8 protein-coding genes are annotated in these 18125 nt (G+C 40.6%); all 8 read left to right on the top strand.

From position 1 onward, the window contains the following. The first annotated feature begins 591 nt into the window (after positions 1–591). Positions 592–3750: a TonB-dependent receptor gene (locus Q3C19_RS16570; protein ID WP_022162212.1), complete on the top strand. Its 3159-nt coding sequence runs from the start codon at positions 592–594 to the stop codon at positions 3748–3750. An 11-nt stretch (positions 3751–3761) separates the two neighbouring features. After that, complete coding sequence (locus Q3C19_RS16575; protein ID WP_302730803.1) at positions 3762–5714, top strand: RagB/SusD family nutrient uptake outer membrane protein; 1953 nt, start codon at positions 3762–3764, stop codon at positions 5712–5714. 53 nt (positions 5715–5767) lie between these two features. Continuing rightward, positions 5768–8626 (top strand): SusC/RagA family TonB-linked outer membrane protein, encoded by a 2859-nt coding sequence (locus Q3C19_RS16580; protein ID WP_302730805.1) that lies wholly within the window; start codon positions 5768–5770, stop codon positions 8624–8626. Positions 8627–8643: 17 nt separating this feature from the next. Then, complete coding sequence (locus tag Q3C19_RS16585; RefSeq protein WP_288911142.1) at positions 8644–10449, top strand: RagB/SusD family nutrient uptake outer membrane protein; 1806 nt, start codon at positions 8644–8646, stop codon at positions 10447–10449. Between the two features lie 26 nt (positions 10450–10475). Then, a complete protein-coding gene (locus Q3C19_RS16590) occupies positions 10476–11519 on the top strand; it encodes a DUF5627 domain-containing protein (RefSeq protein WP_288911144.1) in 1044 nt (347 codons plus the stop codon). 47 nt (positions 11520–11566) lie between these two features. Beyond that, a complete protein-coding gene (locus Q3C19_RS16595; RefSeq protein WP_302730809.1) occupies positions 11567–13774 on the top strand; it encodes an endo-1,4-beta-xylanase in 2208 nt (735 codons plus the stop codon). A gap of 452 nt (positions 13775–14226) precedes the next feature. Next, positions 14227–16842, top strand: a complete 2616-nt coding sequence (locus tag Q3C19_RS16600; RefSeq protein ID WP_302730811.1) for a glycoside hydrolase family 2 TIM barrel-domain containing protein — start codon at positions 14227–14229, stop codon at positions 16840–16842. A gap of 38 nt (positions 16843–16880) precedes the next feature. Further along, the coding region (locus tag Q3C19_RS16605; protein ID WP_302730813.1) for a glycosyl hydrolase 115 family protein at positions 16881–18125 on the top strand (1245 nt) is incomplete at its 3' end.

The following is an 18125-nucleotide window of genomic DNA, read 5'->3' on the forward strand; positions in this document are numbered from 1 at the left end:
TTCTCCCCCTTTTATCTTTTTGCTTATTCAATACTTGCAGCTACTCCTCGGGAACGGATAATTTTGTTTCCTTCATATTTGCACGTACGTTACATTTATTTTTCTGTACGTTACATTTTTACATTTCTGTTTACCGCTACACTTTTTTGTATGTTGTTAAAATCTGGACTTTTGTGGCATCTCTACAGCTTCAAAAATGATTTTTGTAAAATGCTTATATACAGATAGTTGTGTTTTATAACATTACGTAATCTAATAATAATGTTACATAATCAAAAAAGTGATTTATGACGAAAAATGTAATGTAACGTACATGAAAGAAGATGTAACAAGCGTGAATAATCGTTTAAAAATCATTTAATAGATTTGTGGCAGAAAAAGAGCTTTGTATGGTTGAAGTGTGATTTCTGTAACAATATTATAGTAATCATCTTCATGTTCAGAGTAGCTCTTCAGGTGAATTATTTAATTATTAATAGTATTAAGCAATAACAATGTGATTATGGAAAAACACTATGATGATGGTTAGCATGCTGTTTGTAAGTAATAGCTGTAGAAAAATGAGAATGTAATTATTAACATCTTAAACTAATGGTAATGAAAAATGTAAGATTTAGTATTCAAAAAATTCCTTACCTGTTCCTTTTGATGCTTTTCAGTTGCGTTACAGCAATGGCCCAGCAGGGAATAACGGTGAAGGGAACCGTTTTCGACAGTACTGGTGAAACGGTTATTGGGGCTTCGGTCGTAGTTAAAGGTAATACATCAATAGGTACGATTTCAGATATAGACGGTAATTTTGTGTTGACCGTGCCCAGTGAAAACACCACTCTTGTAGTTTCGTTCGTAGGTATGAAGTCACAGGAAGTAAAGGCTACTTCAACTAATTTGATTAAAGTTACTTTGGAAGATGATTCACAACAGTTGGAAGAAGTAGTTGTGGTTGGCTATGGACAGCAGAAGAAAGCATCAGTGGTTGGAGCTATTACACAGACGACTGGTAAAGTTTTGGAACGTGCTGCTGGTGTGAGTGACATTGGAGCAGCATTAACAGGTAATTTGCCTGGTGTTGTGACTACTACAGGTACAGGTATGCCTGGTGAAGAAGATCCGAAAATAACTATCCGTGGTGCCAGTTCTTGGAATAATAATGAAGATCCTTTGGTGTTGGTTGATGGTATCGAGCGTCCTATGAGTTCGGTGGATATTACATCTGTACAATCTATTTCTGTATTGAAGGATGCTTCAGCTACTGCTGTTTATGGTGTAAAGGGTGCTAATGGTGTGATCTTGATTACTACTAAACGCGGTTCGGAAGGTAGTGCTAAAATTGATGTTGGTTTTAATGCAACTTTGAAGTCACCTTCTAAACTTCCTAATAAATATGATTCTTATGATGCTTTGATGTTTCGTAATGTCGCTATCGAGCATGAGTTAGCATTGACACCTCAGTCATGGGCTGACATTCGTCCTCAAGCTTTTATAGAGAATTATCGTAATCAGACTACAGTGGAGCAACGTGAACGTTATCCTAACGTTGATTGGCAGAAGGCTCTGTTTAAAGATAATACAATGTCTTACAATGCTAATATTAATATTAGCGGTGGTACAAAGTTTGTAAAGTATTTTGCTTCGGCTGATTATGTGCATGAAGGTGACCTTTTTCGTGTTTATGATAATGGGCGTGGTTATAATTCTGGTTATGGTTATGATCGTATTAATGTACGAAGCAATCTTGATTTTAATATAACAAAAACTACTGTGTTGAAAATTAATTTGGCTGGTTCGAATGGTATCCGTAAGGCTCCTTGGACTAATGCAAGTCAATCAGAATGGCAGATTGGGCAGCAATGGTCTGGAGTTTATAATATTCCACCTGATGTTTTTTTACCACAATATTCGGATGGAAGTTGGGGTATGTATCCGAAAGTATCAAATACAACTAACTCGGTGCAGAATATTTCTATTGGAGGTACCATGCAGACTACTTCGACTCGCATTAATACAGACTTTACTTTGGAACAAGATCTTTCGTTTATAACAAAAGGGCTCACAGCTCGTGCAACTATTTCATGGGATAACGAGTTTGTAGAAAACAACCGTGGTATTAACGATTTGAATAACGATTCTCAGTCTAAATGGATTGATCCTGAGACAGGTCAAGTAGTATGGAAGAATTCATATGATACTAATCAGGGATTTGACTGGACACAAGGGGTTAATTGGTCTACACAACCAGGTTCGGTGGATAACGGACAAACAGTACGTAATCTTTATTATCAGGCACAATTGAGTTGGGCACGCAGCTTTAATAGACACAATCTGACGGGGATGGGATTGTTTAGCCGTCAGGAGAATGCGCGAGGAAGTGTGATGCCTACCTATCGTGAGGATTGGGCATTCCGTGTGACCTATAATTGGGCAGACCGTTATTTTGTTGAGTATAATGGTGCTTATAACGGTTCTGAAAAATTCAGTCCTGAGAATCGTTTTGCATTTTTTAATTCTGGGGCAATAGGTTGGATGATTAGCGAAGAACCCTTTATGCGTTTTTTACGTGAAAAGCATATTCTTGATATGATGAAGATTCGTGCTTCTTATGGCGAGATTGGATCTGACCAGTTGGGTGATCCTTTCGATGAATCACGTCGTTGGTTGTATATGGATTCATGGAAATATGGTGGCCATACACGTATAGATTTGAATCATGCCGAGAGTATCTACACTTGGTGGTATGAGTCTGCTATCGGAAACGAGAACATCCAATGGGAAGTTGTAAAGAAACTGAACTTGGGTGTTGATTATTCATTCCTTGATGGCTTGTTTGCTGGTAGTTTGGAGTTCTTCCGTGATACTCGTTCTAATATATTTGTTTTTGGTGGTGATCGTTCTATACCTTCTTATTTTGGTGGAACCCCTCCTTCGATTAATAAAGGTAAGATTCGTACTACTGGTTATGAGTTAGAATTGCGTGTGAATAAAATGTTTGCTAATGGATTACGTCTTTGGGGTAACTTTAATATGACTCATGCTCGTAATAAAGTTCTTGTTAAAGATGATCAGGCATTACGTCCTGCTTATCAAAAAGCAGCAGGTCATAGTGTAAATCAGTATTATTCTTACATTGATGCAGGTTTTATTCAGAACTACGATCAATTATATGGTAGTCCAATTCACGATTCCAGTGATTCACAAAAGTTAGTGGGTGATTATTACATTGTAGATTATAATGGTGATGGTGTAATTGACAGTAAGGATTCGGTTCCTTGGGGCTATACGAGTGCACCTGAGAATACCTTCAATGCTACAGTAGGATTTGAATGGAAAGGATTTAGTGCTTTTGCTCAATTCTACGGTGTGACTAATGTTACTCGTGATGTGGGTCTTACCAGCTTGGCAAGCAATTTGAATACAGTATATGATACGGGTACCTGGTGGTCGAAGAACACGCCGGATGCAGATGTTGTAGTTCCTCGCTGGAATTCTAAGCCTACTTATTATGACGGTACGCAGTATTTGTATGATGGATCATATATACGTTTGAAAAATGTCGAGGTGGCATATACTTGGACCAAAGGATGGGTAAAGAAACTTGGCATTGATAACTTGAAAATCTACCTCAATGGTAACAATTTGTGGCTGTGGACTCGTATGCCTGATGACCGTGAAGCTAACCTTTCTGGTGCAGGTTATTTGGGTGCTTATCCTACCGTGAAACGTTATAACTTGGGTATCAAATTCACATTATAAGATTATATAAGATGAAAAGAAGATATACATATATATATACTGCACTTCTGTCGCTCGCATTGGGATGTGGCATGACTGCGTGTGAGGCTTATTTGGACAAAAGTCCTGAAGCTACAGTCAAACAAGAGGATGCCTTTAAGGATTTTCGTAATTTTCAAGGATTTGTTGAAGAAATCTATAATTGTATTCCTGATAAAGAAAAGTGTAACTATTGTACTTCCTGGAACTGGGGAGATGACGAACTTTTCAATTCGTTGGGTAATGCACATATGACTAATCAGGTTGATTTAGGGAATTTTCGTTCTTGGGAAACCAATGGACAGTGTTGGTTGAAAACTGGTACCAACAATCCTACTTCTACTGATAGTTTTCAACATTCTTTGTGGGGGCATGCTTGGTATTGTATTCGTAAGTGTAATATCGGTCTTGCTAATTTGGACAAAATGGTTGGTACGGAGGAAGAGCGTAACCTTATTGCTGGTCAGCTTTATTTTTTCCGTGCGTGGTGGCATTTTGAAATGATGGCATATTGGGGAGGTCTGCCTTATGTTGATCAAGTACTTGATGCAACTCAGGAACTTACTTTGCCTCGTCTGTCTTATCAGGAATGTGCTGATAAAGCGGCTGCTGATTTCCAACGTGCCGCAGAGTTACTTCCTATTGATTGGGATACAACTGCACCTGGTCTGGTTACGGTTGGAAAGAACCAGCTTCGTATCAATAAGATTATGGCATTAGGTTATCTTGGAAAGAATTATTTGTGGGCAGGTAGTCCGTTGATGAAGAATGGTGCACAGTTGGGTGGAACTCAAACCTATAATTATGATGAGGCATATTGTCAGAAAGCTGCTGAAGCATTTGGTGAATTGCTGAATTTGGTGGAAAGTGGACAAACACAGTACGCGTTGGCTGGGTATAATTATTCGAATATTTATGACCATGAAAAGAGTGGTAGTGGGACTTGTTTTTCAGATATATTTTATACTCGTCGTCAGAATTGGCAGATGCCTGGATCTGTAGAAGCTATTTTCCGTGGCCCATCAGGAAGTTCTGGCTCTGCCGATGGTAATAATACCAATTGGAATATGTCTAAGTTATGGGGACCGAAAGTTGCAGGTTTAGTAGAGCACGATGTTATCATTCATCTTCCGACCGCAAATTTGGTAGCTATGTACGGTATGGCCAATGGTTTGCCCTTAGATGATCCGAACTCAGGTTTTGATCCTACTCATCCTTTTAAAAACCGTGATCCACGTTTTTATCATGATATCGTGTTCGATGGTTTCCATTATGTGCTGGCTGAAGATAAACTGAATGATGCTCAGAAGCCATATGCTTACCTAAACCTTTCAAGTAGTGGTGGTGCGATGCGTTCTGACGACTTAGGTAGTCGTACTGGATATTTCTTCCAAAAGCTGATTCCCCATACTTGTAATGTAGGTGATAAGGAATATGATTGGGGTAGTGCTTTGCATTCATATCTTCCTTATATGCGTTTGGCTGATGTCTATCTGATGTATGCAGAATCTTGTGCTGCTTTTGGTGGTGCTTCGGGGAAGAGTTCTAATTTCTCTAAGACTGCACTTGATGCCGTGAATACCATTCGTGAACGTTGTGGAGCAGGTACTGTAGGCGATTCTTATGTTGCTGATAAAAATAAGTTTATGGACGAGATTCGTCGTGAACGTGCTGTTGAACTTTCAATGGAAGGCTTCCGCTTTAATGACCTACAACGCTGGTTATTACTTAGTGAATCGCCTTATACAGAGAAATATGCAGTGGAATTTGACCGTGTGGAAAGTGATGATTTCTATAAGAATAATGATCCTGCTGATGCTGAAGTGGCAAATTTCCGTCATGTCTTACTTGTAAAGCGTGTATTCGGAACAAAGCATTATTGGTTCCCATTTCCCGATGATGATGTTTATCTTTATCCCGAGTTTAATCAGAATCCGGGGTGGTAATGTGGAAATGAACTTGAAAAACACTATATGTATAATCATAAATGAGTAAACTAATGAAATATATACAAACTAGATTCATTCTCTGCGCCATGATTGTCGCTTCTCCGCTTTGGGCAGAAGCGCAGATTACTTTGGGGAATGAAACCGATTCATTGGCTATAGAACAAGATCAGATGGTACAGGTGGCTTTTCGAAAAGTAGCTCAAAAAGACCTGTTGGGTGGAGTTTCTGTTGTCAATATGGAGGAACTGACTGAAAAAAATTATAATACTTACAGTTTGGACAACATGCAAGGTTATGTAGGAGGTTGGAATGGTAATTCTCTTTGGGGCATGGATGCGGACAATGCAGGTTATTTGGTATTGGTCGATGGAGTACCTCGTGATGCCAATAATGTGATGCCTTCTGAAATTGCCCAGATTTCTTTTCTGAAGGGAGCGCAAGCTGTAGTGCTTTATGGTAGCAAAGCTGCCAAAGGGGCTATTTGTATTACTACCAAGCGTGGAAAGACAGAAGGGCTTGATGTAACTGTACGTGCTAATACAGGCTTTAATGTAGCTAAGAGTTTTCCTGAATATTTGGGCGCTGCTGAGTATATGACACTTTATAATGAAGCACGTACCAATGATGGGTTGGAGCCACGATATACGGATGTTCAGATTTATAATCATGCTTCTGGTTTGAATCCCTATCGTTATCCAGATATCAATTATTACTCGTCGGATTATGTAAAGAAAGCATATAATCGTTCTGAGGTAACTGCTGAAATCTCGGGCGGTGGTACACGGGCTCATTTTTACAGTAACGTAAGCTACTATCGTAACGGGGATTACTTAAATTTTGGTGAGGCAAAAAACAATATGACCGATCGTTTTAATGTGCGTGGTAATGTAGATGTCAATATCAATAGTTTTATCAACGCATATATTAACGCAAATGCAACTTTTTATAATTCAAAAAGTGCTAAAGGAGATTATTGGAGTGCCGCTGCGACTGCCCGTCCTAATTTCCCGGAATATGCAGCTCCGTTGATTCCGTTGGACATGATAGATCCAAATGCTACAGCGGCGTGGGAATTGTTGAGTACTTCGGGAAATATTATTGATGGTAAATATTTTTTAGGTGGTACACAAGCAAATCCAACCAACGCTTTTGCTGATGTTTACGCGGCAGGAAGCAGTAAGTGGACAAGCCGTCAATTCCAGTTTGATACAGGTGTGGATATTGATCTTAACAAATTGTTGAAAGGCCTTTCGTTCAAGGCTATGTTTGCAGTTGACTATGCCACCTCATATACGACTTCGTTTGACAACAATTATGCCATTTTTGTTCCTACTTGGTCTAATTACAATGGTAAAGATGTGATTGTAGGGTTGACCAAAGAGGGATTGGATGAACGTCCTGCCACGCAGAATATCAGTGGAAGTACTGACAAACAGACAATTGCATTTACTGGTCAATTTAATTATCAGAATACATTCCATAAAGATCACAATGTGTCGGCAATGTTTATTGTTAATGGCTATCAACAGACTATTTCGGCGCAATATCATCGTATTAGCAATGCTAATCTGGCGTTGCAGGCAGGGTATAACTACAAGCAGCGTTACTATGCAGACTTTGGTGCTGCATTGATTCACTCGGCTAAGTTGGCTCCGGGTCATCGTAATGCATTATCACCTTCGTTGACTTTGGGATGGCGCTTGAGTGAGGAAGAATTTTTAAAAGATTCTCCTGTTGTAGATGATATGATGTTGAGCATTTCGGGTAGTATTTTGAATCAAGATATTGATTTGGTGGTAGACGGCAACGAATTTTATCTTTATGAAGGAGTTTGGACGCAGGCTGATGGCTATGGTTGGTATGATGGTTCTGCTGGAAAATATACATTTTCGACCAAGGGGCAGAATGATGACTTAAGTTTTATTAAGCGTAAGGAGTTGTCAGTTAATCTTCGTACTTCTTTGTGGAACAAACTAGTTACGGCAGATGCTTCATTTTTTATAAATTCAACAGAAGGTTATCCTATCAAGAGTCCAACGTTCTATCCATCGTATCTGAGTACAGGTTACCCTGCTGCTTCATTTTTGCCGATATTGAATTATAATAATAATCGTCGTGTCGGTTTTGATTTCAGTGTGAATCTTAATCAACGTATTGGTGAAGTGGATTGGTCATTAGGTATATCTGGCACTTATTACGATACTAAAGCTACGAAGCGTGATGAAATCTATGATGATGCATACCGTTATCGTGAGGGTAAACCTGTTGATGGTATATGGGGGTACCAAAGTGCCGGTCTGTTCCAAAGCCAAGAAGAAATTAACAGCTGGGCTGACCAATCTAAACTTGGAAAAATTCGTCCTGGTGACATTAAGTATATTGATCAAAATGGTGATAATATTATTGATGAAAAAGATGAAGTTTATTTGGGTAAAGGTGGTTGGTATGGTTCACCCTTTACATTGGGTATTAACCTTACTGCTAAGTGGAAGGACTTTACTTTCTTTGCATTGGCTACCGGAGGTTTTGGAAGTTACGGTGTGAAAAATAGTTCTTACTATTGGGTAGATGGTGAAGACAAATATTCAGCTGTTGTACGTGATCGTTGGACAGAAGAAACTGCTGCTACCGCTACTTATCCACGTTTGTCTACACTTGATGCAAGTCAAAACTTCCGTACTTCGGATTTTTGGATGTATAAAGCTAACAGATTCGATTTAGCTAAAATTCAAGTTACTTACGATTTACCTAAGAAACTTTTGCGTGGTTCATTTGTTAAGGCGCTTTCAGCTTATGTTAGTGGAGCTAATCTGCTTACTATCTCTAAGGAACGTGAGCACATGGAATTGAATGTTGGTAGTGCTCCTCAAAGCAGATATTATAATATTGGTGTGAAAGCAGTATTTTAACCTAAAAAAAGAATGAGATGAAACTAAAAAATATTTTGTTATCTACAGCGCTTTTGGCTACTCTTTCAGCTTGTGAAGACATGTTTGAGCCTGCTCAAGAGAATAACCGTGGTATTGAAGAAATGTTTTCTGATCCTAATTATGCTTCGGGTTTATTGGGGTATGGCTATGCGATGCTTCCTTATGATAATTCTAGTGTAAGTGATGTGGCGACGGATGATGCGGTGACGAATGATTTGACTAGTAATTATTCGAAGATGGCACTTGGTGCTTGGTCTTCAAGTAACAATCCTATGGAACAATGGCAAGCTCGTCGGGCGACCATTCAGTATCTCAATACTTTTTTAAGTATTGTAGATCAAGTGCAATGGTCGGCTACAACATCTACTAATCAAATGTACATTGATAAATTACGCGGTGAAGCGTATGCATTGCGTGCGTTGAACAATTTTTATTTATTGCAAGCTCATGGTGGATGGACAGCAGATGGGCAGTTATTGGGTGTACCGATGGTATTTGAACCAGAAGATAAGGATTCTGAATTTAACTTGCCTCGTAATACTTTTAGCGATTGTGTAAACTATATTTTTGAGGATCTGGATAAAGCTATTGATCTTTTACCACTGGATTATGCCAATATTAGCAGTAATGCAGAACTGCCTGTTAAGTATCAACAGATTGGAGCTGAGATGGGGGGGTACAACCTCGTTTTCGGTACCTATCAGCGTGGGCGTATCACGAAGCGAATTGCTGAAGCTTTTAAAGCACAGGTAGCTTTATTGGCTGCTAGTCCCGCTTATCGTGATGGTTCAGGAGTAACTTCGGAGATGGCTGCTAACTATGCTGCTACTGTGCTCAATCGTATTGGGGGCATTAGTGGCATTGATCCGAGGGGAAATACTTGGTATATGAATACAGACGAATTGGACAACATGGGATCGGGTGAAGTGACTGCCGAAATTTTGTGGCGTGGGAATCGAACTAATGGTGATGCAGACTGGGACATGGGTATAACACAGGAGAAGAATAACTTTCCCCCCACTCTTTACGGAAGCGGGCGTATTAACCCTACACAGAATCTAGTCGATGCATTTCCTATGGCAAACGGTTTCCCAATTACTGATGTCAATAGCGGTTACTCGGCAAATAATCCTTATGCAAATCGTGATCCGCGTTTGACAGAATATATTCTTTATAATGAGAGTGAATACAAGGGAAAGAAGATTATTACTGGGTTGTATGCTGATAGTGAGAATAAAACAGACGATGGATTGAATCGTATCGGTACGTCTACTCGTACAGGTTACTATTTGCGCAAGTTGTTACGCGAAGATTGTAGTGCTGATCCAAGCTCGCTCAATACTAAATATCATTTCCCTGTGCGTATTCGTTACACTGAAATTTTCTTGGCTTATGCCGAAGCAGCTAACGATGCTTGGGGACCTACTGGAAATGGAGGAAACACTTATAGTGCTTATGATGTTATCAAGGCTTTACGCGCTCGTGCTGGTGTAGGAACTGATAATGGTGATGCCTATCTGGAAAGTATTAAAAACGACAAGGATAAGATGACAGAACTGATTCGTAACGAACGTCGTATTGAATTGTGCTTTGAAAACAAACGTTTTTGGGATATCCGTCGCTGGAATTTACCACTCAATGAAACAGCTAAGGGTGTACGTATTGAACAAGGAAACAATGGTTTGATTTACACATTGATTGATGTGGAAATTCGTAACTATCAAGACTATATGCATTATGGGCCTATACCCTATTCGGAAATGTTGAAGTGGGATAATCTACAACAGAATAAGGGTTGGTAAAGATGTTGAATTTTAAAATGCAGATAATGAAAATGAAAATAAATAGAGTTATATCATTGATGATGTTGGGTGCATTGGCGTTTTTCTTTTCTGCCTGTGAAAATGCGGACAGAACGTTTCCCGACTATGAAGGAGGTACAAGTGTATATTTTGCATATCAATATCCGGTACGTACCATTGTGCTGGGTAATGATGAAATAGTGGATAATACGCTTGATAATCAGCATAAGTGTGCCATCTATGCTACTATGGGGGGAGCTTACGGTGGACGAGATATTACTGTCGACATTGCTGTGGACAACACACTGTGTGATAATCTGACTTTCGAGGATGGTTCCCCAGTGTTACCCATGCCGGAGAACTATTATCAGCTGGGTGGTAACCAAATTAAGTATAATGGAGATCATTGGGGATGTGTTGAAGTGCAACTTACAGATGCTTTTTTTGCAGACGAGAAAGCTTTAAGTAATAATTATGTAATTCCTGTAGTGATGAAAAGTCAGACGGGGGCAGATCGTATTCTGACTGGTACTCCGCTGATTGAAGGTGATCAACCCGTACGTACCAATTCTGCTTATTGGAGTGTGAAACCGATGGACTATGTTCTTTATTGTGTGAAGTATATGAATCCTTGGCATGGTTCTTATCTACGTCGTGGTGTAGATCAGATTAATGTTGATGGTGTGACGAGTACAAATATCCGTCATGAGCAATATGTGGAAAAGGATGAAGTGTGTGGTGTCACTACCCGATCGCTTACTACTGCCGTTTTTCCAGTTACTATACAAGATAACAATGGTGTCGCTGTAACATGTGACTTGTTGCTGACCTTTAATGGCAATGAATGTACTATTGTTTCTGGTACTGATGGACTTAAAGCTTCTGGAACCGGAAAGTTTGTGGAAGATGGAGAAAAAAAATCATGGGGGAATAAAGATCGTGATGCCATCTATTTGGATTATCAGATAGACTATGGTTTTAAACAGGTTGCTACCAAAGATACATTGGTGTTGCAAACTCGTGGTACCAATAAGTTAGAGGTATTTACTCCTAATTATAATGCTAACTAGTTATCTCTTTGTTAAAAGGAGGTTTTTATATTTAATTGTATACTAGTATGAAAAACAAATTTTTATTTATAAATTCATTGGCAATTTTGTCTTTGTTCGCTGCTTGTGCTGACGATGAAATCGTTGACTTTCGCACAGAGAAACCGGTAAGTATTGCTCAATATGAATATCTGAATGTTTACGATGTTTTGAAGGCGTATGTAGATCGTTCTGCAAATCCTAACTTTAAGTTGGGAATCGCGCTTGGAGCTAATGACTTCATAGCCGGTACACAAGTGCATAGCCTGGCTGTCTCCAACTTCGATGAGATGACTGCAGGCAATGAGATGAAGTATGCTTCTTGCGTATCAGACAATGGTTCAATGAATTTTTCTACTGTATCGAATTTTGTAAGTGCTGCCCAAATGGCTGGTGTGACTATTTATGGACATACACTGGCATGGCATTCACAGCAGAACAACAAGTATCTGAACTCGTTGATTGCTCCGACTGTGATTCCGCCTGATCCATCACAAGAAAGCCATTATTTATTATTACATCAAGATACAAAGGCTAATCCGTGGGATGGGCAGGTCTATTATACTTTACCTGGTGGAACAACATTAGCTCAAGGTACTGAATACACAATAAGTTTTAGAGCGAAAACATCTGCTACATTTAATTTTCAGTTGTGGTTAATGACTTCAACTAATGTTGATATAAAGGTGAATGGTGGTACTGCTATTGGTACTGAATGGGCTACTTATTCATTTAAGTATACTCCTGAAACTTCAGATGTTAATTGTGTGAAGTTGATTGTTGGTGAGTTGGCTGGAGATTTTTGTGTTGACGATTTGAAATTAGTGGCAACAGGTTCTGAAGAAAACTTGATTCAGAATGGTGATTTTGAACAGAGTGATTTGAGTAATTGGGCTAAGTATAGTTGGCATTCTGTTACATACAGTATTGAAGGAGAAGCAGCAGCGGGTGCGGGTTATTGTTTGAAGTTTGTTAATCCGACAGCTCAAGCTGATAATTGGGCTGCACAAGCTTGGTATGAGTTAAGTGAACCGTTTAAATCAGGTGTTACTTATACATTTAAATGTATGGTTAAAGCTACTGATGCTTATAACTCTTCTATATTCCTACAGTCTACTAATGGTGGTAACCAAGAGTATATGCCTGAAATCGTAATGGGTACAACATGGAGTGAATCTTCAATAACGTTTACTCCTGCTGGTAGTGGGCTTGATAAGTTTACTTTCAATTTTGGCAATTTTGCTGGAACTATTTATATTGACGATGTAGTGCTTACTGAAGAGGGATCTACTGTGAATTTGATAGCAAATTCAGATTTTGAAGCTGGTCATATTGATGGTTGGAATAGCTGGGCTGGATATCAATCGCTATCTGCTGAAGGAGAAGGATATGTTGCTGGTGAACAGATTATTGAAATGACTCCTGAAGAAAAGAAAGACACCCTTACTTGGGCCATGGATAACTGGATCAAGGGTATGATGGAAGCTACTGGTGGTTATGTAACCGCATGGGATGCAGTTAATGAAGCTATTTCTGGAACCGACGCTGATGGCGATGGATATTATGACCTTCAGTCTGCATCGAATGGTGATCCTACAACGAATTTCTATTGGCAGGATTATCTGGGTAACGAAGATTACGTACGTATCGTAGTCGCTAAAGCCCGTCAATACTTCCAGGAATATGGTGGCAATCCTTCCGACTTGAAGCTCTTTATTAACGATTACAATCTGGAATCGTGGTGGGACGACGGTAACAAAAAAGCCAAGAGCTTGGTGCACTGGATTGAAACTTGGGAATCTGATGGAGTGACGAAGATTGACGGTATTGGTACTCAGATGCACGTTACCTATATTTTGAATGAGGCTGATCAGAAAGCGCAAGAGGATGCTATTGTCAACATGTTCCAGATATTGGCTGCCAGCGGTAAACTGATTAAGATTTCGGAATTGGATATGGGTATTTGCGAAAAAGCATTTGGCACTGGCCTTAAGACAGAAGAAGTGACTTTTGAGCAACAACAAAAGATGGCAGAGTTCTATACATTCATTATCCGCAAATATTTTGAGATTATTCCTGTCGAACAACAGTATGGCATTACTCAGTGGTGTGCTACTGACAGTAAGGATGAAAAGAATGTTTGGAGAAGAGGAGAGCCTGTAGGCCTTTGGGATTTGAACTACAATCGTAAGCCGACTTATGAAGGATTCCTGAAAGGTTTATCTGGAGAAGAATAACACAAGTTTTATTTGATAAGAGTTAAGGGAAATTCTTTCGTTTTGAAATTTGAAAGATTAATTACTTCTTATAATAGCCTGCATTATCTGCGAAGATAGTGCAGGTTTTTTTTATTACTAATCGGCAAATGATTTTTTCTATGATACAATTTATTTTCTTCCCCTATTATCCACAATATTTTCCCCAGTTAGCTCTTCGTACTGCAACAGTTAATGCAGTAACGCTGCATAATTGGTGTAGTAACGCTGTAACAGTTAGTGCAGTCGAAGTGTATAGTTGGCAAAAAAACGATGTGCAATAAGCAAATCGGATACTGAATAACCATAATTTAATCAATTTTTGCTTGTGATGTTACGTGAACGAAAGTTTATGTAACATATCAATAAGGTCTGTTCGCTAAAAAGGAACTATATTTGTAACAATAGAAATTTTTTATAACCGTTTTTTTATTATGAAGAACTATAAAACGCTATTACTACTATTTTTCCTTTTGGCTTTGCCATTATATGTGTGGGGAACTGTTACGTCAGAACGAACTTCGGAGAAGGGACGTGAGACAACGTTGTTGAATCGCTTATGGAAATATAAGCAGGGAGATGTGGCGGGTGCGGCTCAGCCACAATATAACGATGCCGATTGGGAACCTATCGGATTGCCTCATTCGTTCAGCATCCCTTATTTTCTATCGAAAGATTTTTATGTAGGCTATGGCTGGTATAGGAAACACCTTCAGCTGGGAAAAAAAGACTTGTCGAAGCGACTTTTTCTGGAATTCGATGGCGTTTTTCAGGAAGCAGAAGTTTATGTCAATGGACGGCTGGCTGGAAGCCATGCAGGTGGATATACAGGATTCAGTATCGACTTTACTCCGTATGCAATGGAGGGAGACAATGTGATAGCCGTCAGAGTGAATAATCTTTGGCAAGCTACCCTGGCTCCACGGGGTGGTGAGCATGTGTTTAGTGGAGGTATTTATCGGAATGTCCGTTTGGTGAAAAAACATCCGGTTCATTTGGATTGGTACGGTACGGCTGTTACTACTCCGACGCTGGAGAAGAATGCTGGTAAATCGTCGTCAGTAAGGGTAAAAGCTTGTGTGAAGAACACTGATGACCGAATGGGAGACTATACCTTATATATAATAGTAAAGGACTCTTTGGGACAGAAGGTTGCAGAGTGCTCAAAAACGAAACGCATTGAGGCTGGCAAGGAGACGCTTTATGACGTACAAACTCCGGAAATAGTTTCTCCGGCTCTTTGGTCTCCGGCTTCTCCAACTCTTTATACATTGGTCAGCAAGTTGTATGACGGTAAACGCTTGCTGGATTCGGAAGAGATCACGTTTGGTTTCCGATGGTTTGAGTGGACTGCGGATAAGGGATTTTTCCTGAATGGGGAGCATTATTATTTTAGAGGAGCAAATGTACACCAGGATCAGGCTGGATGGGGTGATGCTGTGACCGATGCTGCAGCCCGTAGGGATGTGCGGTTGATGAAAGAAGCGGGCTTTGATATGATTCGTGGTTCACACTATCCGCATTCTCCGGCTTTCACGGATGCTTGCGACCGTGAAGGCATGTTGTTCTGGTCTGAAGCTCCTTTCTGGAGTACAGCAGGTCCGAAGGTAGACGGTGGGTGGACAGCCGGAGCTTATCCGCTGAATGCAGCCGATACGGCGGCGTTCGAGGCTGATGTATTGCGTCAGCTGGAAGAAATGATTCGCATTCATCGCAACCATCCGTCGGTGTTTGTCTGGAGTATGTGTAACGAACCTTTCTTTACCGATGGACAGACCATGCCGGGGGTGAAAAGATTGTTAAAGCGGATGGTTGAAAAAACTCACATGCTGGATGATACCCGTAAGGCTGCGGTTGGTGGAGTACAACGTCCGTTGGGAGAGGAACGCATCGATTTGATTGGTGATGTAGCTGGCTATAACGGCGATGGAGCTAATATCCCTGATTTCCAGCAGCCGCCTGTGCCTTCGGTAGTTACTGAATATGGTAGCACGACAGCAGACCGTCCGGGACAATATATACCCGGTTGGGGAGATCTGGCACGTGATGATAGTTGGAAAGGACGTACTTGGAGAAGCGGTCAGGCAATCTGGTGTGGTTTCGATCATGGCAGCATATTTGGTAGCGATATGGCTAAGATGGGTATTGTAGATTATTTCCGTTTACCGAAACGTTCCTGGTACTGGTATCGGAATGCTTATACCAAGGTGGCTCCACCTGAGTGGCCTGCCGAAGGGGTGGCTGCCCGCTTGCTGCTGAAAGCTTCGAAAACGGACAATATTGCAACAGATGGAACAGACGACACACAACTGATTGTAGTGGTAACAGATGCCGATGGCCGGGAATTGAGCAATACACCGACAGTGACATTGCGAGTAGTGTCCGGACCTGGTGAGTTTCCTACCGGAAAGTCTATTACTTTCCGCCCGGACAGTGATATTCGCATTCAGGATGGTAAGGCCGCCATTGCTTTTCGGTCTTATTATGCCGGAAATACAGTGGTGGAAGCTTCATCGCCCGGACTGTCTTCTGCTCGCTTGACATTACGCTTTGAGGGTGAACAGGCATATCAGGAAGGGGTTAGTCCAGAGGTTGTGGACCGTCCTTACATACGTTATATAAAAGGTATTGAAGGTGGCGAAATGCAAACTTATGGTCTGAATAATCCGACGTTTGCTTCAAGTTCGCAGAAAGGGTACTCACCGGGACTGGCTGCTGATGGGGATGAAGAAAGTTATTGGCAACCAGCGGCAGAGGAAAACTCGGCTTATTGGATATTGGATACAGAAAGAGGACTTTGGCTGCATACTATAACGGCCCGGTTTGCAGAAAAAGTAAACTGCCGTTTTAAAATAGAAATTTCTGCCGATAAAGAAACGTGGCAGCTTGTGGGTGATTATAGTACAACTACAGGTGAGAAACAAGATGTAAGGCTTTCTTTTGAACAGCCATTGAAGATGCGTTTTGTACGTTTTTCTTTCAGTATGGATGAAGGAAGTATTTGGCCTCGATTGGCAGAAGTCAGGGTACAAGGCCGTGTAGCTGATTAAGTATTTGAATATAGGGTAATAAAATGAATAGAATGAATATGAAACAAATTTTAATGTCTTTATTGTTGCTGCTAACGACGTCGCTTTATGCTACTGATGTTGTGACGGTGAGTTACGAGGGTGGCATTAATAAAGTAGAACTGACTAAAGCTGCAATCTTATATGATGCCGATGATTGGGAGGTTGCTAAAAAAGCTGCCTGTCTGCTTGCGGCAGATATTGAACGGGTGACAGGAAATTCGATTGTGGCGCAAACTACAGCATTGCAGAATGGAGAAGCTGTAATTGTAGGTACTATTGGACATAGTCGTTGGATAGACCGGTTGGTAGAAGAAGGGAAACTGGATATCTCGACTATTCAGGGTGGTTGGGAACGTTTTATCGTTCGTACTATTGAGCATCCGTTTGACGGAGTGAAACGTGCTATAGTAGTGGCTGGTAGCGATCGTCGTGGAACCGCTTATGGTGTTTTCTCTATCAGCGAGGCTATTGGTGTTTCGCCCTGGTATTGGTGGGCCGATGTGCCAGTAGTACATAGGGACGCCGTTTTTGTAGAGGCAAACTATGTATCTGACACGCCATCGATAAAGTATCGTGGCATTTTTATCAATGATGAAGATTGGGGCATGAAACCTTGGGCTTCCAAGAACTTCGAAAAGGAACTGAACGATATAGGTCCTAAGACATATGCGAAGGTATGCGAACTGATTCTTCGTCTGAAAGGAAATATGTTAGCTCCGGCTATGCATACCTGTACAGGGGCTTTTTATTCTCATCCGGACAGTAAGAAGGTGGCTGATGAATACGGCATTCTTATTACTACGTCGCATTGCGAACCTTTGCTGTTCAATAATGCTTCGACATGGGAGTGGAATAAGGGACGGGATGGTGAATGGAATTATAAGACCAACCGGAAGACTATATTGAAAAAGCTGGATAACCGTGTAAAAGAGGCTGCCCCTTATGAAAACGTATATACGTTGGCTATGCGCGGATTGCACGACGAGGGAATGCGTGGCGACATGAGTGAAGAAGAAAAAGTCGAAATGTTGTCGCAAGCCATCACAGACCAGCGCAAGATTTTAAAGAAATACATTGATAAACCACTTGAAGAGGTTCCACAGATATTTGTTCCTTACAAAGAGGCATTGGAGTTGTACGAAGCGGGTCTGAAAGTTCCGGACGAAGTTACTTTGGTTTGGGTGGATGATAACTATGGTTATTTAAAGCGCTTAAGCAATCCGGATGAACAAAAGCGTACAGGACGTGCAGGAGTATATTAT

Source organism: Bacteroides sp. ET489 (genome assembly GCF_030518095.1).
In the GTDB taxonomy this organism is placed as follows: Bacteria; Bacteroidota; Bacteroidia; order Bacteroidales; family Bacteroidaceae; genus Bacteroides; species Bacteroides ndongoniae.